Below are 22,864 nucleotides of genomic sequence, written 5' to 3'. Positions count from 1 at the left end.
GAGGAAGTCAGCTTGAAACATATATTTAAACAAGGAAGTAAAGACTTACCCACACTTCTGCTCCTTCATGGAACAGGTGGAGATGAGCGTGACCTATTACCACTGGCTGAGATGATTGAACCCAATGCATCTGTATTAAGCGTAAAAGGGAATGTGGATGAAAATGGAATGGCCCGATTTTTTGCACGCTTACGGGAAGGTGTTTTTGATGAAGAGGATTTAGTCTTTCGAACGAAGGAATTGAATGAATTCATTGATGAGAGTGCTAATAAATACGGGTTCGATCGTCAAAATATTGTTGCGCTGGGATACTCCAATGGAGCGAATATCGCGGCAAGTTTAATGTATCATTACAAGGATGCATTAAAAGGTGGAATCCTGTTTCATGCTATGGTTCCTAGACGAAATGTCAAGCTACCAGACTTAAGTGACGCCCTTGTATTCATTGGTGCAGGAAAGCGAGATCCACTTATCCCCATGCAAGAAACAATGGAACTCGTTAAGAATCTTCAAGATGCCCGAACACAGGTAAGAGAGTTCTGGACAGAAGGTGGACATGAGCTTCGTCGTGAGGAAGTGGATGAAGCAAAAAGATGGTTTGAAGAAAACTTTAAATAATTTTCAGAATCCGGAAGGGGAGAATCTTCCGGATTTTTTTTAATCAATTATAATTTACTCTTTCATAGGCAGTTAACACACGGAGCATTCCAAGGGTCAATATTCCCTTCCATTCTTTTTGGGCAATAGGCCAGGTATCGTCATATTGACCGAACCAGGACCAATTCGGCTGCCAATAACCTTTCTGGTGTTGATTTTCAATTTCGACATTCAATTGCATATGTACCTCCTCATTTAAGGCTTCATAAAACGGGGAAGCAGGATGACTGGCTATTTGCAATGGTTTGGCTACATACTCATTCCAGAGTGATGGATCGGTACAAACCGTCTTTCGCACGGAAGAAGAAAGTATCTTATAAAGAATGGATTCCGTTTCCCCTTTCACCTCAGAAAGGAGTCGATCATAACAGAGAAAATCATGCATCTCTATTGGGTGTGATAGCTTCTTTAACTCTGTGACCGCTCTCTCAGTCCATTCTTTTAAACGAGGGTGTTCTGGACTAAATAAATGAAAATAACCTACTATTTCAGCATTAGGGTTAGCCCAAGTCGTTTGAACACCGCTATGGCCCTTTTCAGGATCAAAATACCACCATGGTGCATGGGGAACCAAATTAACCTCTTCAGAAACAGCATGCCATCCGTTGATTTTCTCATCATATGTGTTTTGGAGGTAGCTCATCGCTTTTTGAACGATAGGGTGTTCGGCTGAAAGCTTCAAATCCTTTGCATGCTGTAACCCAACGGTTGTTGCCATTGGAGATGAACGTCCAGTCGAAAATCAGGCTCTATACAGTGGCCGAATCCTCCGTCCGTATTTTGGAAATGTGCTAGTTCTATGATTGCTTCCTCTTTAGTTCCTTCTTCAAAGAAAAAGGTGAATAGCTTTTGTTCAAGTGGTCTCGCGTGGGTTTTAATATAGCTAGCTGCTGAATTCCACTGTTGTATTGTCAGTTTCATAAGAGACGCTCCTTTATCGGGATTTAGATGGAATGATCATTATTCGCTACCTTAATACATTATCTATTGGGTGAGAGAATCCCTTCTTTTTAGATGATTTGTTGGATTATAAAGGTCCGTCCCCCGGTATTTTTAGATTTTTCATGAAACATGAAAAAGGAGAAGGACAGATACTTCTATTATTCTAATGAAAATCGATGCCTGATTTTCGGCGGCATCGTTGTTTTAATGGGGTTATAATAGAGTAAGAATGAAATAGTGGAGGAATGAGGATGATTTCAGTCGAACTACAAAGGGAGTATTATCAAGCGTTAGTGGAAAAAAGATCGGAATACGAAGGGGTTTTTTATGTAGGGGTTAAAACGACAGGTGTGTTTTGTCGCCCGACTTGTCCAGCTAGAAAACCTAAATTTGAGAACTGTGAATTCTATGGGACAGCTCAACAAGCACTTCTGGCATCGTTTCGACCTTGTAAAAGATGTAAGCCCTTATCGCACCCCAATAGTATCTCAGATGTTGTAAAGATGTTGGTAGAGGCTGTGGAAGAAAATCCTGAAAAACGTTGGAAGGATAAGGATTTCCAGGAGCTATCCATAGATGCATCTACTGCTCGGCGTCATTTTAAGAGGCGGTTCGGTATGACCTTTGTAGAATATGCCAGAGCCCGCAGGATGGGGATTGCCATGAAGCACATCCGATCAGGGTCGATGGTGATGGATGCTCAACTTTCAACGGGATATGAATCAAGCAGCGGATTCAGAGATGCTTTTTCGAGGATCATGGGAACGGCACCAGCATTGTCTCATCAACAGCACATACTTAAAGCAGCTTGGATTGATACGAAACTTGGACCGATGATTGGAATTTCAGACGAAGAGGCTTTATACCTGCTGGAGTTTGTTGATCGTCGGGGTCTGGAGAAAGAAGTGGAGAGACTGAGGGAGAAAACAAAGGCAGCAATCGTTCCCGGTTCTACAGAGCCACTTCGTTCCATCGAAAAGAAATTGAATGCCTATTTTGATGGTGCTTTATCAAGTTTCCAAACTATTTTAAAAATCATCGGAACTCCTTTTCAACAAAAAGTTTGGAGAGAATTGCAAAGAATACCTTATGGACAAACCAGATCCTACACTGAGATTGCTGAAAATATTTCCAGTCCAGCCGCTGTTCGAGCAGTCGCAAGGGCCAATGGGTGTAATCAGCTTGCCATCATCATCCCTTGTCATCGGGTGATAAGAGCGAATGGAGATCTTGCCGGCTATGCAGGTGGTCTTAACCGGAAGAAATGGTTGATTGAACATGAAAGCATGATGAATGAAGGAATCACTCCCGACCTGAAATTATAGATGAGGAAACCAATGTCATTTCTTTGTTGCAGAAGAAGTGTATAGCTACTAGACTATGAAATAGAGTCCTTTACAGAATCGGGAGCAATGTACAAATGAATGTAGTAAGAAAGGGTACTATTTTAGGTATAGCAGCAAGCATACAAGGATTGGCCATGGCTTTTTTTTATTTCCACATTTTATCCCTTCAGGTGGGGCTGCAAGTGTGAGTGTGCTATTAAACTATTTGTTGCATGTCCCATTTGCCATTACGCTATGGGTGTTGAATGCTGCTCTTTTACTAGCTGCGGTTAAATGGTTAGGAAAAGAGAATGCACTTTGGACCATGTATTGTGTGACAGTCACGTCGTTTGTAGTTAATTTCTTAAATTCTTATCTAATCGGGACGGTCTCAATTGTTTTCGTGGATTTATTGATTGGCAGCATCCTTTTCGGAATCGGGATAGGGATCCTGTTCAGAATGGGAGCATCCTCCGGTGGGATGGACATTTTAGCACTTATTATTTCAAAGCTAAAAGGGTACACCCCAGGGAAGACTTTATTTGTCATTAATGGCAGTGTGTTACTACTAACAGGAATTGTAGTAGATTTAAAAATCATTCTTTTTGCCTTAGTCTGCCAATTCATAGGAACAAGAATCCTGGATATCATTTGTCAACTGGAATACAAACGAAGCCTCAACCGCCTCGGAAATCAGTAAACAGAAGGTCCGTCCCAATTTAGAGGGACGGACCTTCTGTTTACGATATTTCTTTGATGATGGATTTGACTGTATGTTCTGGTGAGTTTTCGAAAAGTGAAATATATTGAAAAAGTTTGTTTTTGGGAAGCAGGTGCTTTCGAATTTCTTTAGCCGTTTTTCCCTCCAGGTGTGCTTTCATGACGTTTTCTTGAAGGTTCTGAAGATAGGCTAGTTTCTTCTCTAAAAGCTTTCTTCCTTGCTTCAAGTATCCTTGATGTGAACAATACACTTCTTGAAAGGAATACTGGAGGGTTCTGTCAATTGATCGAATGAGCTCAGGTACAGATTCAAATGAAAAATTAGAAGTAGGAGAATGGAATAAGTATAAATCCCCTGAAAAGCAAATACCCTTTTCTTCATCTATGAGAACGATGTGATCATCAGCGTGTCCCGGTGTATGAACAATTTGAAACGAATGCTCGGCCGTTTTAAATACGTCTTCTTTAAGGGGCAACGGGTGAAATGCCTGGCGGTTATGCCAGAACATAGCTCTGTAAAAGGGCAGTTTAGTGCTGTGAGAGCACTTTTGTACCCCCAACGGATGAATCCATTGAGGAATGGAGTAAAATCTTTCAATCAATGAACTGTTACCCGTGTGATCCTCATGATGATGAGTATGAATCACTCGTTGAATAGGAAGCTCTTTAACAATTTTCCGAACTTCGTTTTTCATACTGTAAGGTCCTGTATCAATAAGGACATCGTCGACTCGAAAAATATAAACCGGCATTTTCTGACCCATCGTTTGAACGTTTAGTTTAAATGATTGTATCAATTTAGTTACCCCTTATGATTTAGTGTTATAGTACTTAGTTCGAATGAAAGTTGAAAACTCCTGCATGAATTCATTTTTTTGAGGAGGAATATCCTTAACCAAGGTAACTAATTGGTTGAACATGGTATAATTTACTATAATTAGTGTATCGAACGCTTTTAAAGGGGTTTTTAATGTATGCAAGGGAAACGGAAGTCTTTGCTCTTAATCCTAACCATCATGATGGTGATCACCATCATACTGCTCGATAAAATGAGTTTGAAAAAAACGATTGAGTCTTGTGAGAACCATGGCAGTGTAGCAGAGGTGGAAGAAGGAATCCTGTCATGGAATGTATCATGTGAAAAAAAGTAATATTGGTGTTGAATTTAAAATTTGGGTAGATATGTGAAGATATTCACAAAAATGCACTGGAAATATTGGTGATAAATACGAGGGACGGACCTCAGTAACATCTACTCCTGACAGACTTATAATGGTAAACTAGAGAAAAGAGTAGATAATTACATAGGGGGAAATGCTTTGCAGAAGTGTAATGTATGTAAGAATCAGTTTCAATGGAAAGAGTTATTATTCTCCATTTGGAGGTCTTATAAACCTATTGTATGCAGTGAATGTGGTAAGAAACATACGATTAATTTCACCTCGAAATTTATTGTTTCTTTTCTCATCATTGTTCCAGCGGTTGTATTCGGATTATTGATTGCACCCGAACAGGGTTTATCAAAGCCGCTCACGTTTGGTGTAATTGTATTATTGGCTATGGTTATTTCACTATTTCTTCCGTTGTTTGTGAAATATGAATATAAGAACAGATAAGAAAGAGAGCTGCCGATCACAGGCAGCTCTTTTCATTTACCATAAATTATCCAGAGTAATTTACAAGATTAGGAAAACACTAAGAGAAAAAGAAAAGGAGTCGAAAGATGGAGGACAAAGACATAAGATTGACTACCGCAGAAATCTCCGCTTTGTGGACGACTTATATTAAGCGCTCGGCGCTAAATTGCTTTTACACACATTTCCTTACATACCTTAAAGACGAAGGAATCAAATTCATCATCGAAGAAAGTCTTCAGACAAACGTAGAGATAATGAGTAAGATTAAGTCTCTCTATATGTCTGAAGGATTTCCTGTACCGAAGGGCTTCACTGACAGGGACATAGATACAACCGCACCACCCTTATATACTGATTTGTTTGCGCTTAGTTTTGTTTACCGCGGAGGTCAGGTCACGAGCGGTCATTACACCACTATAGTGGGGGCCGTTGCCCGTAAAGATGTATATGACCTTTTTGAAAAGGCGCTGACGAAATCATTATCACTCTATAAACAATCATTGCAATTAATGTTGGAAAAAGGTATTTATGATCGTCCACCAAAAATGAATTATCCCCATTCTATAGAATACATGTCAGAGCAGCCAACTTTGTTGGAAAGCTGGTTAGGTGAAACAAGGCCACTTAATGCATTGGAATTGAGTGAATTATTCTTTGTAATTGAGAGAAATTGCATTGGAATCATTCTATTGAAAGGATTTATACAAGTTTCTAAAGATATAGAAGTGAAGAATTATCTTAAAAAAGGAAAAAAATTAAGTGAAAAGCAGATTACCACTTTTAATAATGTCCTGGTAAAAGATGATTCATTTCCCACTTATCCGGTATCCATGGAGGTAAAAGATTCAAATGTGGCCCCATTTTCAGAGAAATTGATGCTTTTTTTTATCTCTTCTTCAAACTCAGTGGGGCTGTCAACACTTTGTCACGCCATCACGATGTCTACAAGGAAGGATTTAGCCGTTCATTATACACTTTTTGTGACAGAAATCATGAAGTATGGTGCAGATGGCCTTAAGCTGTTAGTTGAACGTGGATGGTTGGAGCAGCCACCACAGCAGAAGAGTCGTGAGGACTAGAAGGAATGAAATCAATATGAATGGGAGGTATGTTGATATGGTTTCGAAGATTCTTTTTATTTTTTTAATTGGAATGTTTGCGCTGCTGAAGGTTGATTTAATAAAAAATCGGGTTAAAAATGCAGTACAGTATAAGTTCTCCAGTGTGATCTCGGCATTTTATATAGTGCGGTAGTAAGACATATGAAAGCAGATGGATCCAAACCTTCTATTTAGGTTTGGATCTTATATTTTCTTGAGAGTGAAGTTGTTCATAAGTAAAACGTGTGCTAAGGATAATCCCAATGGAAAGTGAGAGATAATATGTCAAATGATCGTGTAGGGGGTATATGCTCTTGTTACAGAGCAGAGATTTTGATGACAGTTAGGTGAAATATGTAAGGGATTTCTAGAATTGGAAGGCAGTCTTCCATTCATCACAAAATGTTCGGAATTTCTTCAGCTATTATATGACAAAGCGACTTCAGATAGTATAGAATAAAAGATAATTAAGGTAAGGCTTCAAGAGCATAGAGTGCATCATGCAATTGTTTTGAAAATCGATTTTCATATTAATGCTCGTTAATAGAAGTAAAACGATTCTCGAATAATTGGCCTGATTCATTTCATTCTTTTGGTAGGTTGTGCTGTTTTAAGGAGAGAATTGATGCTAGAATACAACGTTCATCAAGGAGTCGGCAAAGAGTATGTGGTGTTTCTCCATGGAATCGGGGGAAACTCAAGAATTTTCGGCAAGCAGCTTGATATATTCAAGAAATCTTATAATGTAATAACGATTCATTTGCCCGGGCATGGAAAGTCCCCAAATATAGAATCATATAATGAAGAATTCACCATTGATTTAAATATACGTGAAGTTCTTAAGGTACTTGATCATCTTAAAGTGGACCGGGCTCATTTTATCGGCATTTCACTCGGCTCGGTTCTCATACACGCTTTGCTTCAAGCTGCTCCAGATCGCGTGAAAAGTGCAGTTTTAGGAGGGTGTATTACCAGGTTTAATTTACTATCCAATACACTTCTTAAAATGGGTGATACAGTAAAAAATATGATTCCATTTATGTGGTTATATAAAATTTTTGCCTATATTATGATGCCTAAAAGCAATCACAAAGCTTCAAGAAAGTTATTCATCCGTGAAGCGAAGAAAATGAACCGTAATGATTTTCTCGGGTGGTATCGCCTTACCCCTTATGTGAAATCAACATACACTTCTGTACAAGAAAGGGCTTCTCATATTCCCAAGCTTTATATATCCGGGAAGGAAGATCACCTATTCGTAAAGTCTCTTGATCAGGATACAAATGGAGACCCCTCAGCTACGAAAGTGTTCATTGAAGATTGCGGACATGTGTGTAATGTAGAGAAGCCAAGGGAATTTAATCGACTTGCACTTGATTTTATTTATAAGAACCAGGGCGTGCCATTACGAAAGGTTCAATAAAAAAAGATGTTTCCCATTTCCTTATCGAGATGGGAGCTTTTTTTGTGAATCCAGGATATTCACAGACTCGATTACGATATTAAAGGTTTACATTAATCAATCCTACAGGAAAGGAAGTGGAAAAATGGGAGATTCTTTGGATGATAGCTATTTAGATAATGTTGAACGTGTGAACGAGCTTACGTGCATGAACATTTATCAGTGTGGGAGGGAAGAACGCTACGACCGCATAACCCGGCTCGTGAAAGAAGTATTCCAGGTTGATGTGTGCCAGATCAATCTATTGACGGATAAAGAACAGTTGTTTAAATCTTCTGTGGGGTTAGGGTTAGCAGGTGAAACGGATACGGTAAGTCGATCGCCGGTACGCGAGTCATTATGTCAGTATGTAATTGTGGATAAAGATTATTTTGTAGTCGAGGACACTTTAAAGGATGTTGAATCACCAACCTACCATTATGGAGAAAAGTATGGAATACGATTCTATGCGGGCGTCGGGTTAAAAGTGAAATCAGGACATGTGATTGGGACACTCTGCATCGTCGGACACGCTCCAAGAACTTTTTCTTGTGAAGAATTGGATCTCCTTAGAAGCTTCGGGAAGTGGGTAACAACCGAAATAGAGCTTCAAGAAGAAATGACGTTAAAAGAAAGTCGGGAAACCTATTTAAAGAAGTTGTATTCCATTTTCACTTCAACTCAATCATTAGAAGAGAAGCAGCAACAATTGCTTGATACCTTTTCGCGTCTATTAAAAACCCGTTTACTAGGCATGTACTATAGGAAGAAAAATCAGTTTCTTACTATAGACGGTGAAGAAGACGTTTCATCGTATTTGAATCAGGAACTTCAAAGGGAAATTCATACCTATTTAACGTTTTCCAGTCGTAAAGGGACCCTTGAGATTAATGACACTCAAGTTCATCTTCTGCCAATAGTGGATAATGGGGTATCAAAAGGATGTTTCTACTTTGTTGATGATTCATGTGAAGAAGATTCTTTGCTTCACCAACACTTAAAACTGAACGAAGATTTACTGAATTTGGGTAGCGAGTGGATGAACACAGAGTATATCCGGATGGAATCACATCTTGAAATTCAGAAGCTACTAAGAACCGACGAGCTTACTCAATTAAAAAATAGAAAAGCGTTAAATGAGGACCTAAAAGACTTATACACAAAGATGATGGACTACGCATTGTTGTTCCTGGATATCGATCACTTTAAAGGGATCAATGACACCTATGGTCACTCAGTTGGTGATTATGTGTTAAAGGAGGTAGGTAAACGTTTAACCTCATTGAAACAAGAATACCCTGTTGCATGCTACCGGATTTCAGGAGATGAATTTGTGCTTCTAATAAAAAATGAAGAAGCAAATACGGTTAAAATGTTGGCTGAAACAGTATTAGGGGCTTTTTCGGTACCTGTTGTAGTTGATGGCGCAAACGAACTGATAGTGGGAGTGAGCATTGGCGTGAGTGTCTCCTCTGGTAATGAAGTGGAGGACTTTAAGTCTACGATTCAGCGTGCAGACCGGTATATGTATGATTCAAAGCGAAGTGGCGGAAATCGAATTACAATGGAATAGAGTTATAGAGTGGAGAAATCCCTGTTAAGGAATCTGATGGATTCTTAACAGGGATTTTTTTGTTCTGTGGTTAAGGATTTAGAGAAAGGGAATAGGGAGGGAAGGAATGTTTAGGTTGAGTTAAGGGCCATGATTGGTAGGTATCTTTGAGGAGGTCCGTCCCTTAAGTGTATAAGATTGTGACGAAAAGCTTGTTTTAGCTGAGTATGGTGGAAGAGTGAGGTCCGTCCCTTAAAGGAATTGATGAACCATTAAGAGAATATAGTATAGATGGGTGTTCGAAGGGGAGTTGTGGTTTGGTGAAGGAGTTTATGAATTTTAGGTATGAGGAGTATCCTTTTGAGTTGTTTTCGGTATCCCATGTGGTAGCCGTGATAGTTTCGTTTGGGTGTATGATCGGTTTGTATGTGTTTAGAGATCGACTAAGCGGCAGTGGTAAGGGTGTGTTGAAATGGCTTCTCGTGGTGCTGCTGGTTTTGAGTGAAGCATTATTTCAAGTTTGGTACCTTCTCAATGATCAATGGGATGTAGCGATTAATTTGCCGTTTCAATTATGTTCCATCTCATTGTATCTGTGCACGATCATGCTTATTACGAAAAACTATAGGATCTTTGAAATCAGTTTTTTTGCCAGTATGACAGGTGCCTTTATTGCCATCGTGACGCCTGAGTTGTTTTTTGGTTTCCCCCATTTTCGTTATTTTCAATTTTTCTTAGCACATTTGGCGATTGTAATATCCTGTTTGTACATGGTATGGATCGAAGGCTTCACATTGACGTTCCGGTCTATGGTGAGGGCATTCATTGCTTTAAATCTGATTGCTGTCATCGTGTTCATGGTGAACAGATTGGTAGGAGCAAATTATATGTTTCTTTCTCATAAACCGTATAATGCAAGTCCCATAGACTATTTAGGTGAGTATCCTTACTACCTCCTGGCTCTTGAAGGTGTCGCCGTTATATTATTCAGCCTTCTTTATTTACCATTTTATCTCTTTAAAAATAGGAAAAGTGGAGGAAATGTAAATACATGAAACTTTCCTGGGTCTCCATCCGTCTATTAACATATAAGAAAAGTCAGGTGCAGGAATGATGAGTAATAGTATAATCATAAGTAGTATCATTTTGGTTTCTTACGGTCTGGGAAGTATAACAGGTGCTTATTATATAGTGAGAATGTTTACCGGTGAAGATATTCGTAAACTGGGAAGCGGGAATGTCGGAGCAACGAATGCAGGTCGAGCTATAGGGAAAAAAGGTTTTCTTCTGACGCTGCTGATAGATGCCGCTAAAGTGATTCTTGCATTAATGATCACGGCACAACTTGCTGAAGGTGAGAGTTACTACGTTCTCAGTTCAATATTTGTCATGATCGGACATCTCTTTCCAATCCAGCTTGGACTACATGGTGGAAAGGGAGTAGTTGCTTATTTAGCATCTGCATTATTTCTTAATCCCCTTACCATTGGGATTTTCGCCATCACTATGGGAATCTCATATCTGATTTTGAGAAAATACACCATGGCCGGTTTTCTTTCAATGGCAACCATTCCGATTACGGCATATGTGACTGAGGGTTCATTCACCATTTTTATCGGATTATTGTCACTTTTTGTGATGGTACTGCTGGTCCATAAACGATAGCTGAAGCAATCTGCGGATACATAGGAGGTACGAGAATGGAAAACCTTTCTCTTCAATATAAAATTGCAAGTGAATCATATGAGTTTCAACAAATCTATACATTGAATTATCAGACCTTTGTAGAAGAAATACCTCAGCACGAAGGAAATACAGAACGCAAACTGATTGATAAGTTTCACGATGAAAATACATATGTTATTGCTAAAGATGAAGGTGAAGTCGTTGGCATGATTGCGGTTCGTGCCAAGCGTCCCTTCTCTTTGGATTTAAAACTGAAAAATCTTAATGAATATTTACCGGCTGGTGCCGTCCCTTGTGAAATTCGCTTATTATCTGTAAAAGAAGCATATAGAAGTACGAGGGTTTTTTATCAATTATGTGAGCGTTTAGTATCTTATTGTTTGGAGAAAGGATATACGTTGGCTCTCATTTCAGGAACGGTTCGTCAGCTAAAGTTATATAAACGAATCGGTTTTCAGCCATTTGCCGATCTCGTGGGGGAGGAAGGGGCCCAATTTCTGCCAATGTATTTAACCCGTGAGAGCTTCGAAAATTCGACGAAAGCCTTTCAGCGATTAATGATTCGCAAAACAGAAAGTTCAGTTCCCCTTTCATTCCTTCCAGGACCGGTTCCACGTCATGAGAAGGTAGAAAAAGCTTTCAAAGGAGATGCCGTTTCTCATAGAAGCAGCTCGTTTATTCATGAAATGGGAGAAGTAAGAAGATCATTATGCGAGATGACAAACGCAAACTATGCAGAAGTTGCAGTGGGAACGGGCACCCTATCTAATGACATGGTTGCAGCTCAGCTGAAATGTCTGTCAGGTAGCGGCCTGATTCTAGCAAACGGAGAATTTGGGTACCGGTTGTTTGATCATGCAAACAGGTTTGATTTACATTATCACAGGCTAGAAAAAGATTGGAATGAAGCAATTTCATTAGGCGAAGTGGAATGCTTACTTCAGGAAAATGAAAACATAAAATGGCTTTGGACGGTTCATTGTGAAACGTCGACAGGTTACTTGTATGACCTGAACGGGCTACTTTCTCTGTGTAAAAGGTATGGGGTGGAGCTATGCGTCGATGCCTGTAGTTCGGTTGGGACCATTCCAGTGGACTTTAAGGAAGTGTACTTTGCCACAACGGTCAGTGGGAAGGGACTAGGCTCTTATCCCGGCCTCGCCATTGTATTTCATCGAGAAATAATACATCCCAGTCCATCAATTCCAAGGTACCTGGATATGGGAATGTACGAGGTCAATGGAAGCATCCCGTATACCCACTCATCTAATCTGGTAATGGCGCTAAAGGAGGCACTGCATTTTATTGAATATGAAGCTCATGAAAAAATAGCTCTGAGAGTAAGGTGTCTGTTAACTCAAGGAGGATTTCATATACTAGGGAATGAAAACTATTCTCCAGGAGTGATTACAATGGAACTGGAGAGGGAACAGTGTAGTAGACAGTTTGGCGATGTTTGTAAAGATAAAGGTATTTTATTAAGTTACGAAAGTGATTATTTAGTAAAGAGAAATTGGGTGCAGGTAGCACTTATGGGAAGACAAAACGAACGAAAGGTTTTGGAAGCAATGAAAATACTCAACAGTGAATATCAAAGCAATGTCGATTCAAGGGTTCTGAAATGAGTAAAATATCCCGTTTTATATCTCGCTTTAAGACATACAAATTGATTGGATTTGCACTCGTAACCTTATGGTTAAAGACCGTGTTAGTTTCTTTTATTGGATTTAATTTGCGTATCGAATCCTTCTTGGACTTATTACTCATCATATTCAATCCTCTTGGTTCATTAATGCTATTAATTGGATTCAGTTTTTACTTCTCTAAGAAGATAAAACCTGCTGTTGTCGTCCTTGTTATGGGGATTACAACCGGGCTTTTATACGGTGATCTATTATATTTTCGATTTTACTCTGATTTTGTTACCGTTCCGATTTTATTTCAGTTTAAAAATGTAGGGGGGATTGGACCGAGTACCTTTGAACTAATGAGTCCCTGGGATCTCCTCTTAATCGTAGATTTCCTTCTTGTCTGGTGGTTATTAAAGAGAAAGTGGACGGCTACCTCTTCCATTAAGGTTTCAAGGAGGTGGAAGCTTTCATATATCGGGTTGAGTCTGGTGTTACTGCTCGTTACAGTAGGATTAGGGCTGGTGAAATCTCCCTATTTATTTGCTGAGTCATATGACAGAGAGCAAATGGTCAAATCAGTGGGTCCATATAATTATCACCTATATGATATCGGGGTCGAATCTACGGTACCTTTCACCAAGATGCTTGCCAGTAAATCAGACACGGAAGCGTCCATTAAATATACCCAATCCAAGAAACATAACAAATCAGACTTGTTCGGTGTTGCCGATGGGAAAAATGTTGTATTGATCAGTATGGAATCCACCCAAAATTTTGTCATCAACCAAAAAGTCGGCGGAGAAGAAATCACACCTTTTTTAAATTCTTTAATCAAGGATAGTTTTTATTTTAATCAAATTTATGATCAGACAGCTCAAGGGAAAACCTCAGATTCTGAATTCATGATCGATACAGGGTTATATCCACTGGCAAGCGGTTCAGCCTTTGTGCGCAAACCGGATAACCATTATAAAAGCATGCCCCATATTTTGAAGAAGAAAGAAGATTATTATGCGGCAGTTTTCCATGGCAATGATCGTACTTTTTGGAATCGTGAAATAATGTACGAATCGTTAGGCTACGATCGCTATTTTTCGAAGAGAGACTTCAATGTTACGGAAGAAAACTCTGTTAACTACGGATTAAAGGATATCCCGTTCTTCGAACAATCCATTTCTTATCTTGAGAAATTACCTCAACCGTTTTACACACGTTTCATTACGCTGACCAATCACTTTCCATTTTTATTAGAAGAAGAGGATAAGCTTATTCCAGAGGCTTCAACAAAAGAGGATGTTGTGAACCGTTACGTAACAACCGTACGTTATGAGGATGAAGCGATTAAATCATTGTTTGAAAGGCTTAAGAAAAATGGAATGTATGAAAATACGATTTTTGTACTGTATGGAGACCATTATGGCATCTCAGAAAAATATGAAAATGGAGTTTTCGAGCTTTTAGGACAGGAAGACACTCCGGTGAATCATGTGAAACTTCAACAAGTTCCACTCATTATCCATGTGCCTGGTGAAGATGGAAAAACGATCAAATCGATAGGGGGAGAAATCGATATTCGTCCGACCATTCTCCATTTATTGGGTATTAAAACGAAGGATAATCTTTCATTTGGACATAATCTGTTCACTCGAAAAGAAGACCATCCTGTCATTTTCAGGGATGGTGACTTTGTAACTGAAAAGTACGTCTTTAAAGACAATGTTTGCTATGATAAGAGCAGTGAAGCATCAACTTCTGAATCATTATGTGAGCCGTTTAAAGAAACCGTAAGAAAAGAATTAGGCATGTCTGATGATATTATTTATGGAGATTTGCTGAGGTTTTTGGATTAGACGAAGAAAACCCGGCTCTGTAGGAGAGTCGGGTTTAGTGTTGTGTATATAATTATCAATAATATTATTATGTAAACTTTAGTCTTTCCTTATTCATTCCCTATTTCCTAAAAGACCTATTTCTCAATTTATTTCGTAGAATCTTCCATTGAAGCCAATCACTCCTACGCTAAATATGCGGTTTGGGTCATTTAGGCTTATGTAGTGTCTATTTATTCGTAATGTAAATAGTCCAGAAGTATAGGCTCCATTTCCATTTGCAAGCTTAATCCTCTCTGTAATGTTCCCCTCGCCACTATCCATTTCAATGATAGAGCAGTCTTCATTGCAGTCAATATTATATTCCTCTTGCAGCCAAAGGGTAAAATCTTTTTCTGTGGGCTTATTGAGAATGGTTATGGTACATAGTGTTATGATTAGACCTATTAAAAATAGAATTGTCGATCTTTTGCTCTTCGTATTTAGCCTCCTTCCAGGTTATAGAGCTCTGGAAAATATTGATAAAGTAAGTGTATCATAGATTAACAGCGATGGGATTATTCAAAGAAAAAAGCCCAGGATAAAATCTCCTAAGCTTTTGATGATGATTGTTTGGTTGTGAGGGGTAGTCGAATTTTCACGATAGTACCCTTATTCAACTCACTTTCGTATTCAATCATTCCACCCATTTCACGAATGATTTTATTCGTTACCATGCTTCCAAGGCCGGTGCCCTTTGTTTTCGTGGTGTAAAAGGGTAATCCGATCTTTTTCAACTCATCCCCAGTCATCCCTTTTCCCGTGTCTGAAATATTGATGACCACGTTGTCCCTGGTAGAGTCTTCTTTTATAAGGATGGTGATTTCCCCACGTTCCTCAATTGATTCAATTCCGTTCTTTATGACGTTCATAATCGCTTGCTTCATATGATGCTCATCACCCTTAATATAATGGGTGCCATTTTGGTGGAATAGTATCGATGTACTCGAATAGGAGGCGAATGGTCTTAGTAAGTCGACACAGTCTTGAAGCACTCTTACGAGGTTGAGTGTAGACAACTGAAATTCACTTGGTCTTGCTACGCTAAGGTAGTCTGTGATGATTTTATTCGTCCGATCTAATTCATTCAGAATAAGTGGGGAGTACCTTTTAAACTGTTCATCCTCAGTATCCTCGCTTAGATGCTGTATGAATCCTCTAACGGTTGCAAGGGGATTGCGAATCTCATGGGCAATTGAAGCCGCCATCTGTCCCACCATATTCAATTTATCGAGATACACCATTTCTTCAATCTGTTTGTTCGTTCGGATCAAATGTTCAATAATGAACACAAGAGCCACAAATGTAAAATAGAAAACAGTGAAATAAGTGAAATAAAACGGCAAATGAAGAATAGGAATATAGTTGTAGATAATCATGATGTAAAACAATGAATGAATCAGGAAAATGATTGTACTTCCCAGTAATTTATATTGTGTCTTTAATAACATCTTACGAAAGAGAATGCCTATTACAAATGCCAGCACAGAGACCGCTATTCCGACCATTACATATGGACCTCCTATTAAATGTCGGAAGATGATCACGCATCCTAGAACGATAGATCCTGATAATAATCCGGCGTAGATCGTTGCAATTAAAATCGCGATCATGCGTAAGTCGAAATGAGTCTCCCCAAGGGTTTCAATCGGATAGAGCATACACAATAAAGCCCCAAAAGATGCGATAAGACCATAAGTGATTTTATGTTTGTAATGTGGAACTTGTTTTTCTTTAAATGGAAATAATACGTTAGCATTATACGTAAATGAAAACAAAATTGTAATATTGACTAACAAAGTTTTGATTAATGTAATCAAAGAAAAGCCTCCAAAACCTAATTTACCTGGAAACAGAAAACAGTTCCAGCCTATCCAAAATATGAATATACAAGTAATAAAAATACTTCATTTTCCCCTTTGAGTCAAATCTTACAATTAGATGAGGGACGGACCTTGAAGTTATTAATAGAAAATGTCTGGATAACTTGAATAATAGGATTAAAACAAGATATTCGTTGTTCCAATGAAAGGCGGATGGTGCTCTATTAGAGGTCCGTCCCTCACTTTTAGCAGGTATTTTGAAGGTGATGATAGAATATATAAGTTATACAAGCCGGTTTTTGTGGGCTTTGGTGGATGTTACATAGATCATTTTGGTTCCAATGAGATGAGTTCAGTAGTTGTCGCGGGATGTTAATCTTAGGAGGAGGAACGAAGATGATTGAAGGACAGGTAATAGATCCATTGCAGCAAGTGAAAATAAAGCATAAGAAGATTCCCCTTAAAGAAGTAGTGAAGAGAGCTTTCCTCATTACCATCGGGGCAATGATCATGGCGGTTGGGCTTGAAATATTCCTGGTCCCGAACCAGGTCATTGATGGTGGGATCGTTGGCGTCTCGATTATGCTCTCCCATATTACAGGCGTTAAGCTTGGTCTTTTCATCTTTATTCTCAACATCCCCTTTTTCTTCATCGGATATAAACAAATCGGAAAAACCTTCGCATTCTCAACACTATATGGAATTATCATATTATCGATTTCAACGACATTTCTTCATCCGGTAGCTGCCTTCACACAAGATATTCTGCTGGCTTCTTTATTCGGCGGGATCGTTCTCGGAATAGGAGTGGGTATGGTCATTCGTTACGGTGGATCTTTGGATGGTACGGAAATCCTTGCTATTTTATCAAGTAAAAAGCTGCCCTTTTCTGTCGGTGAAATAATCATGTTCGTCAATCTATTCATTTTGGCTTCCGCCGGATTTGTGTTTAGCTGGGATAGGGCCATGTATTCACTTCTGGCCTATTATGTAGCATTTAAAATGATTGATATTACGATTAAAGGACTGGATGAATCCAAATCGGTTTGGATCATAAGTGAAAATTACAAGGAGATTGGTGATGCCCTCTTACACCGACTTGGGAGAGGAGTGACCTATTTGAAAGGAGAAGGGGCCTTTTCAGGAGACGACAAAAAAGTCATATTCTGTGTCATCACTCGTCTGGAGGAGGCGAAACTTAAAGATATCGTTGCAGAACATGATCCCTCCGCTTTTCTAGCCATTGCGGATATAGCAGAGGTAAGGGGCGGGAGGTTTAAGAAGAAAGACATTCATTAGTTGTAAGAGAGAAGTACAGTATAGGAAAGCCCTATACTGTATTTTTTATTGATTTGACCTTGAAAATGATCTTTTAGGCTAATGATACATTGAAAGTGTTATGTGCAGTAGCTACGATTCCTTATTGTCGTCCCCTGTCGGTTATAGTATGATAAGCTAGATTATCACGAGAAGGGGGGAAGAGAGTGAAGAAAAGCATATTGCTTGTGCTATTTTGCTGTTTTGGGATTTTTCAGCAGATCGACGATATTCAGGCTCATAGTGGAGAAGAAGTCATTCAGGATCAAGCGCAGATGGCCTATCTTGAAGATGATTCTTTCTCATTAACTCCTTCTTTAGTGACGAAGAAAATAGAAGATAAAAGCAGAATTCCTTTTAATAGAATTCTGCCTCTAACCTCTCCCACTCTTTCCAAAGTCCAGCTATATTCCGATTATCGTGGGGATTCAAACGGGTTTGGTGTCATTGTGAAATACCACTCCAACTATCTTTCATGACTGACAGACTCACAGTATGATTAAACGATAGAGGAGAAATGATAAATGGACATCATCATGTTAATAAAAGCATTCATATTGGGTATGGTCGAAGGGTTAACGGAGTTTGCTCCTGTATCTTCCACTGGTCATATGATTGTAGTAGACGATTTATGGATCCAATCGAAAGAAGTATTGGGTAAATATCCGGCAAATACGTTTAAAGTTGTGATTCAACTAGGCTCAATTTTGGCAGTTGTCATTGTATTTAGAGAGAGATTTAAAGATTTACTCGGATTTAATCATCGTCCCGCAAATACATCATCCAATCTAAAATTAACACATATACTGGCTGGATTAATTCCTGCAGTGATCCTGGGCTTGTTATTTGAAGATTATATCGATGAGCATCTATTTTCGCTTAATACAGTTCTGGCTGGATTAACGATCGGTGCTTTCCTCATGATTGCAGCGGATTTGTTTCGTCCCAAGGTTGTCACAGTGGAGAACGTCGATCAGATAACACATAAAAAAGCGCTGGTGATAGGGCTTATTCAATGCTTATCATTATGGCCGGGGTTTTCGAGGTCAGGATCCACCATTTCTGGAGGAGTTTTACTAGGGTTGAGCTACCGGGCAGCATCGGATTTCACTTTCATTATGGCGGTTCCGATCATGTTGGGAGCAAGTTCCCTTTCTCTCATGAAGAACTGGATGTACTTTACCCCTGAGTTTTTACCGTTTTTATCGGTTGGGTTCTTAAGTGCATTTCTATTCGCTTATCTATCGATACACTTTTTCCTTAAAGTGATCAATAAAATCAAGCTAATCCCTTTTGCGATTTATCGTCTTGTCCTTGTCGCGATAATTCTTCTTGTTTTTATTTAATCATTCTTGACAGTTAGAAAATACTACCATATAATTTCAATAACAAATTTATTCTGAATTGAATATACTATACGAAAGCAAAGATGAGGACATGATTCATTCCGTTTCTTCTTGATCAGAGAGCAGGGTCACCGGCTGAGAGCCCTGAAGAGAAAACAATGATTTACCACCTCGGAGCTATTATGGTGAAATGTCAGTATCCATAATCGGGAAAACCGTTATCAACTTTGAGCGAAGAGTAATATTTTACACTTCTGAATTAGGGTGGAACCACGACCGCATTCGTCCCTTGGTTAGGGATGGGTGCGGTCTTTTTATTAATTGAATAAAAAAGTGTTGAAGAGGACACGAATCATTTGCTGTATTTCTTACCAGAGAACAGGGTCACATGGCTGAGAGCCCTGAAGAAAAGGAAATGATTTACCACCTTGGAGCTATTATGGTGAAATGTCAGTATCCATAATCGGGAAAACCGTTATCAACTTTGAGCGGAGTGCTTTTGTTTAGCACTTCGGAATTAGGGTGGTACCACGACCGCATTCGTCCCTTGATAGGGATGAATGCGGTTTTTTTATATAAAAAAATGATTAGGAGGAAACAAAATGTCAATTCAATCTGAAGTAGATAAAAGAAATCACAGGAAATTAGGTCAGGAGCTGGAGTTATTTGTATCAATGGAAGAAGCACCCGGGATGCCCTTTTATTTACCGAAAGGGATGCTATTACGGAATGAGTTAGAAGACTTTTGGAAAAAGGAACATCGGAAAGCAGGATACCAGGAGATTAGGACTCCCATTATGATGAAGCAGGAGCTATGGGAAAAGTCAGGGCACTGGGATCATTACCATGAGAATATGTATTTCTCAGAGGTAGATGATCAGAAATATGCGATCAAGCCAATGAGTTGCCCAGGGGCAGTCTTGATCTATAAAAGCAAGAGAAGAAGTTATCGGGAGTTACCCCTCCGATACGGTGAACTGGGATTGGTTCATCGACATGAGCTATCGGGTTCATTAAGTGGATTATTGAGAGTCCGTTCCTTCACTCAGGATGATGCTCATCTATTTGTTAGGGAAGATCAAATTCGGTCGGAGCTTCATAAAGTATTGGATCTTATCGATCTTTTCTATAGTAAATTCGGGTTTGACTATAAGGTCGAGCTTTCAACTCGTCCGGAAGATTTTATGGGCTCCGTTGCATTATGGGATCAAGCTGAAGGAGATTTGGAAGGTGTGTTGAAAGAGAGAGGAGTCAATTATCAAATCAATAAAGGAGACGGTGCTTTCTACGGGCCAAAAATAGACTTTCATATATTGGACGTTCTTGGTCGAAGCTGGCAATGTGGTACGGTTCAACTCGATTTCCAAATGCCTGAAAAATTCGAGTGTGAATACATTGGGGAAGACAACGGAGCAGTCAGACCGATTATGATTCACAGAGCCATTTACGGTTCAATCGAACGCTTTATGGCCATCATCATTGAACATTTCGGAGGAGACTTTCCACTTTGGTTAGCTCCCCACCAGGTCAAAATCCTTCCGATCTCCGACGCGCATATCCAATATGCTCAAGAAGTGAAGTCTCAGTTAGAAAGAGAAGGCTTTAGGGTGGAAGTCGATGATCGTGTAGAAAAAGTCGGTCTGAAAATCAGAGAAGCAGAGATGCAAAAAGTTCCTTATATGATGGTAATAGGAGACAAGGAGATCGAGAGTAATGCTGTTTCTTTACGTAAGAGGAAGGAAGGAAACATAGGTATGTTGAAGATAAAAGAGGTGATGTCGAAATTACAAGAAGAGGTAAATGGCTTGGGTCTCAAGGCCAACTAATTGAAAAATCCACTTGACCATTTCCTATATTTTCTTTACACTTAGAGAAGGAAAATTCTGAATTGTGCGAGAGGGGGAGAAGGAATGTTTATTCATCATCAGTTGAATTTCGACATTTCTTCTCCTATATAAAGAGCTAAAGGGGTATTCATTACCTTTTTAGTTTTTTTTTATGTCCAGGGGAGGAATCTAGATGAGGTACAAGCGTGTGTTAATTAAATTAAGTGGCGGAGCGTTGGCGGATAAGGAAGGAAATAATTTTGGTACAGAAGAGCTTGATCACATTGCAGGCGAAATCATGTCGATCGTCAATATGGGGATTGAAGTCTCCTTAGTTGTGGGCGGTGGCAATATATTTCGGGGCAGCTTGGCAGATACATGGGGAATAGAGCGGGTAGAAGCGGATAGTATTGGAACTTTAGGTACCATCATCAACAGTTTGATGCTTAGAGGTGTGCTGAAAAGTAAGACGGACAAAGAAGTTCGAGTGATGACTTCAATACCTGTTTCAACGGTTGCGGAACCGTATATTCGCCTTCGTGCCGTTCACCATCTTGACAAAGGATACATTGTTATATTCGGTGGAGGAAACGGTCAACCCTTCGTAACGACGGATTACCCCAGCGTTCAGCGCGCCATTGAAACGAATAGTGAGGCTATCCTGGTAGCAAAGCAGGGAGTCGATGGTGTTTTCACAAGTGACCCTAAACGGGATAAAAAGGCTAAGATGTACCATAATTTAAATTACGATGACGTTGTAGCGAATAATATTAAAGTCATGGATCAATCAGCTCTGCTGTTAGCAAGAGATTATAAACTCCCTGTACACATTTTTAACTTCGACCAGGCAGGAATCATGGAGAAAATATGCTCTGGTCAGAAGCAGGGAACGCTGATAAATCATGAAGAAACGAGACTTTGAGAAGATGAACATAACTATGATTTTATGAAAATGAGTGATCGGATTGGTTGGAATAGGAAAGGTGAATAATAATGGAGATCAAGATTCATCACAAATTTGATTCGAATAAGCTGGATGAGATATGTGAAGTGTACCAGTCAGCAGGATGGTTGAAGCACTCCAATGAAGTAATCACCAAGGTTTTTCAAAGAAGTGATATTGTAACTTTGGCTATTAGTGATGGTAGGGTCATTGGAGTTGGAAGAGCTTTAACGGATGGAGTGTTCAATGCCGCAATTTATGATGTGGTCGTTCACTTAGGGTATCAAAAAAATGGAATCGGCAGTCTCATCTTGAGTGACCTATTAGAGCAGTTAAAAGATGTTTCCTGCGTTCACTTAATCTCGACAACCGGTAATGAAGAGTTTTATAGAAAACATGGCATGAAGAAATTGAAAACGGGCATGGCAAGATATTTGAACTCATGTTTGACGGAAGAGTATTTAGAATAGGGGGGAAATAACAAGAGAGATACCCATAAATAAAGCGCCAGGGAATTCCCTGGCGCTTTATTTATAATACTTGCGTTTTTTCCTTAAGGTCCTGAAGTTTCATTTGTTCTAATTCGAGTCTCATTTTCTGGGTTTCAATCACAAAGTTTTCGTGCTTCAGTTTTTCCAGTTCGAGTTGGTCTTCTATCATTTTTTGCTTCAGCTTGGATTGTTTTTGGAAATGGTCTGTTATGATTCCGAGGATGGGTATCGAAAAAATCATGATAACAGCGATGGTTCCAGTCATGACAATCCTCCTTTTTCTCCTAATCGTATTCCTTACTTAATAGTTAAATTATAACAAAACATGAGATGGATTAGTATATAGTGTGATAATGTTAAGATAGAATCTTCATAGTAGAATATACGAATAAAAAATGAAAGAGTTTCAACATTTTTTAAAAAGGCTCTTTTCGCAAAGATTGTTTTCTAGCAAAGAGTCTGCCAGGGCTCTGTCAACCAGGTTTATGCTGGATGGTGAGGGGAACTGCTCCGCTTGCAGCTAGCGTTCGGCCGAGCCTCCTCAGCTTAGCCGAACGGG

At 39.3% G+C, this 22,864-nt stretch carries 23 protein-coding genes and 2 other annotated features; of the genes, 18 read left to right on the top strand and 5 right to left on the bottom strand.

Features of this window, described 5'->3' with window-relative positions; translation table 11 throughout:
• The first annotated feature begins 12 nt into the window (after positions 1 to 12).
• Positions 13 to 618, top strand: coding sequence for an alpha/beta hydrolase (locus DET59_RS02650; RefSeq protein ID WP_113968070.1), 606 nt, complete (start codon positions 13 to 15; stop codon positions 616 to 618).
• A gap of 43 nt (positions 619 to 661) precedes the next feature.
• On the opposite strand, the gene DET59_RS02645 is transcribed toward DET59_RS02650, so the two are convergent.
• Together DET59_RS02645 and DET59_RS02640 are read right to left on the bottom strand one after the other, a co-directional pair.
• Positions 662 to 1,375, bottom strand: coding sequence for a hypothetical protein (locus DET59_RS02645; protein WP_142675557.1), 714 nt, complete (start codon positions 1,373 to 1,375; stop codon positions 662 to 664).
• Positions 1,336 to 1,578, bottom strand: coding sequence for a hypothetical protein (locus DET59_RS02640; protein ID WP_113968068.1), 243 nt, complete (start codon positions 1,576 to 1,578; stop codon positions 1,336 to 1,338). The genes DET59_RS02645 and DET59_RS02640 overlap by 40 nt, the downstream gene beginning before the upstream one ends.
• 272 nt (positions 1,579 to 1,850) lie before the next feature.
• Between DET59_RS02640 and DET59_RS02635 the strand changes: the two genes are divergently transcribed.
• Together DET59_RS02635 and DET59_RS02630 are read left to right on the top strand one after the other, a co-directional pair.
• Entirely contained in the window at positions 1,851 to 2,924 is a 1,074-nt protein-coding gene (locus tag DET59_RS02635) for a bifunctional transcriptional activator/DNA repair enzyme AdaA (protein WP_113968067.1), read from the top strand.
• Positions 2,925 to 3,129: 205 nt separating this feature from the next.
• Positions 3,130 to 3,624 carry a YitT family protein gene (locus DET59_RS02630; RefSeq protein WP_258549552.1) on the top strand — a complete coding sequence of 165 codons (495 nt, stop codon included), beginning with the start codon at positions 3,130 to 3,132 and terminating at the stop codon, positions 3,622 to 3,624.
• 40 nt (positions 3,625 to 3,664) lie between these two features.
• Here DET59_RS02630 and DET59_RS02625 read toward each other — a convergent pair whose 3' ends face one another.
• Positions 3,665 to 4,441: an MBL fold metallo-hydrolase gene (locus DET59_RS02625; RefSeq protein ID WP_113968066.1), complete on the bottom strand. Its 777-nt coding sequence runs from the start codon at positions 4,439 to 4,441 to the stop codon at positions 3,665 to 3,667.
• A 177-nt stretch (positions 4,442 to 4,618) separates the two neighbouring features.
• Between DET59_RS02625 and DET59_RS21510 the strand changes: the two genes are divergently transcribed.
• The 9 genes from DET59_RS21510 (at position 4,619) to DET59_RS02585 (ending at position 14,541) form a co-directional block, all read left to right on the top strand.
• On the top strand, positions 4,619 to 4,795 hold the full coding sequence (locus DET59_RS21510; RefSeq protein ID WP_181778038.1) for a hypothetical protein: 177 nt from the start codon (positions 4,619 to 4,621) through the stop codon (positions 4,793 to 4,795).
• A 168-nt stretch (positions 4,796 to 4,963) separates the two neighbouring features.
• Positions 4,964 to 5,260 carry a TIGR04104 family putative zinc finger protein gene (locus DET59_RS02620; protein WP_181778037.1) on the top strand — a complete coding sequence of 99 codons (297 nt, stop codon included), beginning with the start codon at positions 4,964 to 4,966 and terminating at the stop codon, positions 5,258 to 5,260.
• A 107-nt stretch (positions 5,261 to 5,367) separates the two neighbouring features.
• Positions 5,368 to 6,360, top strand: coding sequence for a DUF3231 family protein (locus DET59_RS02615; protein WP_113968064.1), 993 nt, complete (start codon positions 5,368 to 5,370; stop codon positions 6,358 to 6,360).
• Between the two features lie 646 nt (positions 6,361 to 7,006).
• Positions 7,007 to 7,804, top strand: a complete 798-nt coding sequence (locus DET59_RS02610; RefSeq protein WP_113968063.1) for an alpha/beta fold hydrolase — start codon at positions 7,007 to 7,009, stop codon at positions 7,802 to 7,804.
• A gap of 124 nt (positions 7,805 to 7,928) precedes the next feature.
• Complete coding sequence (locus DET59_RS02605) at positions 7,929 to 9,395, top strand: sensor domain-containing diguanylate cyclase (protein ID WP_113968062.1); 1,467 nt, start codon at positions 7,929 to 7,931, stop codon at positions 9,393 to 9,395.
• A gap of 311 nt (positions 9,396 to 9,706) precedes the next feature.
• Complete coding sequence (locus DET59_RS02600; RefSeq protein ID WP_258549551.1) at positions 9,707 to 10,429, top strand: YwaF family protein; 723 nt, start codon at positions 9,707 to 9,709, stop codon at positions 10,427 to 10,429.
• Positions 10,430 to 10,487: 58 nt separating this feature from the next.
• Positions 10,488 to 11,039: a glycerol-3-phosphate acyltransferase gene (locus DET59_RS02595; RefSeq protein WP_258549550.1), complete on the top strand. Its 552-nt coding sequence runs from the start codon at positions 10,488 to 10,490 to the stop codon at positions 11,037 to 11,039.
• A 35-nt stretch (positions 11,040 to 11,074) separates the two neighbouring features.
• Positions 11,075 to 12,685, top strand: coding sequence for an aminotransferase class V-fold PLP-dependent enzyme (locus tag DET59_RS02590; protein WP_113968060.1), 1,611 nt, complete (start codon positions 11,075 to 11,077; stop codon positions 12,683 to 12,685).
• A complete protein-coding gene (locus tag DET59_RS02585) occupies positions 12,682 to 14,541 on the top strand; it encodes an LTA synthase family protein (protein ID WP_113968059.1) in 1,860 nt (619 codons plus the stop codon). Before DET59_RS02590 ends, DET59_RS02585 begins: the two co-directional genes overlap by 4 nt.
• Positions 14,542 to 15,110: 569 nt before the next feature.
• On the opposite strand, the gene DET59_RS02580 is transcribed toward DET59_RS02585, so the two are convergent.
• Entirely contained in the window at positions 15,111 to 16,379 is a 1,269-nt protein-coding gene (locus tag DET59_RS02580; RefSeq protein ID WP_113968058.1) for an ATP-binding protein, read from the bottom strand.
• Between the two features lie 399 nt (positions 16,380 to 16,778).
• Here DET59_RS02580 and DET59_RS02575 point away from each other — a divergent pair, with 399 nt between their 5' ends.
• The 6 genes from DET59_RS02575 (at position 16,779) to DET59_RS02550 (ending at position 22,284) form a co-directional block, all read left to right on the top strand.
• Entirely contained in the window at positions 16,779 to 17,681 is a 903-nt protein-coding gene (locus DET59_RS02575; RefSeq protein ID WP_181778036.1) for a YitT family protein, read from the top strand.
• Between the two features lie 185 nt (positions 17,682 to 17,866).
• The gene (locus tag DET59_RS02570) at positions 17,867 to 18,178 is read left to right on the top strand and encodes a hypothetical protein (RefSeq protein WP_113968057.1); all 312 of its coding nucleotides are present in this window, start codon (positions 17,867 to 17,869) and stop codon (positions 18,176 to 18,178) included.
• 45 nt (positions 18,179 to 18,223) lie between these two features.
• Positions 18,224 to 19,045: an undecaprenyl-diphosphate phosphatase gene (locus DET59_RS02565; protein WP_113968056.1), complete on the top strand. Its 822-nt coding sequence runs from the start codon at positions 18,224 to 18,226 to the stop codon at positions 19,043 to 19,045.
• A gap of 71 nt (positions 19,046 to 19,116) precedes the next feature.
• Positions 19,117 to 19,338: a binding site (T-box leader), on the top strand.
• 34 nt (positions 19,339 to 19,372) lie between these two features.
• Positions 19,373 to 19,596 (top strand) — a binding site (T-box leader).
• Positions 19,597 to 19,647: 51 nt separating this feature from the next.
• Entirely contained in the window at positions 19,648 to 20,871 is a 1,224-nt protein-coding gene (thrS, locus tag DET59_RS02560) for a threonine--tRNA ligase (RefSeq protein ID WP_113968055.1), read from the top strand.
• Between the two features lie 193 nt (positions 20,872 to 21,064).
• Complete coding sequence (gene pyrH / locus DET59_RS02555; RefSeq protein ID WP_113968054.1) at positions 21,065 to 21,793, top strand: UMP kinase; 729 nt, start codon at positions 21,065 to 21,067, stop codon at positions 21,791 to 21,793.
• A gap of 71 nt (positions 21,794 to 21,864) precedes the next feature.
• Complete coding sequence (locus DET59_RS02550) at positions 21,865 to 22,284, top strand: GNAT family N-acetyltransferase (protein ID WP_113968053.1); 420 nt, start codon at positions 21,865 to 21,867, stop codon at positions 22,282 to 22,284.
• A 61-nt stretch (positions 22,285 to 22,345) separates the two neighbouring features.
• Here the strand turns inward: DET59_RS02550 and DET59_RS02545 are convergent, their stop codons facing one another.
• Positions 22,346 to 22,570: a hypothetical protein gene (locus tag DET59_RS02545; RefSeq protein ID WP_113968052.1), complete on the bottom strand. Its 225-nt coding sequence runs from the start codon at positions 22,568 to 22,570 to the stop codon at positions 22,346 to 22,348.
• Positions 22,571 to 22,864: the final 294 nt, after the last annotated feature.

It is taken from the genome of Rossellomorea aquimaris, assembly GCF_003315075.1.
GTDB lineage: Bacteria > Bacillota > Bacilli > Bacillales > Bacillaceae_B > Rossellomorea > Rossellomorea aquimaris_C.
Note: the sequence above shows the minus strand (reverse complement) of the source record. Positions and strands in the feature narration are given on the sequence as shown.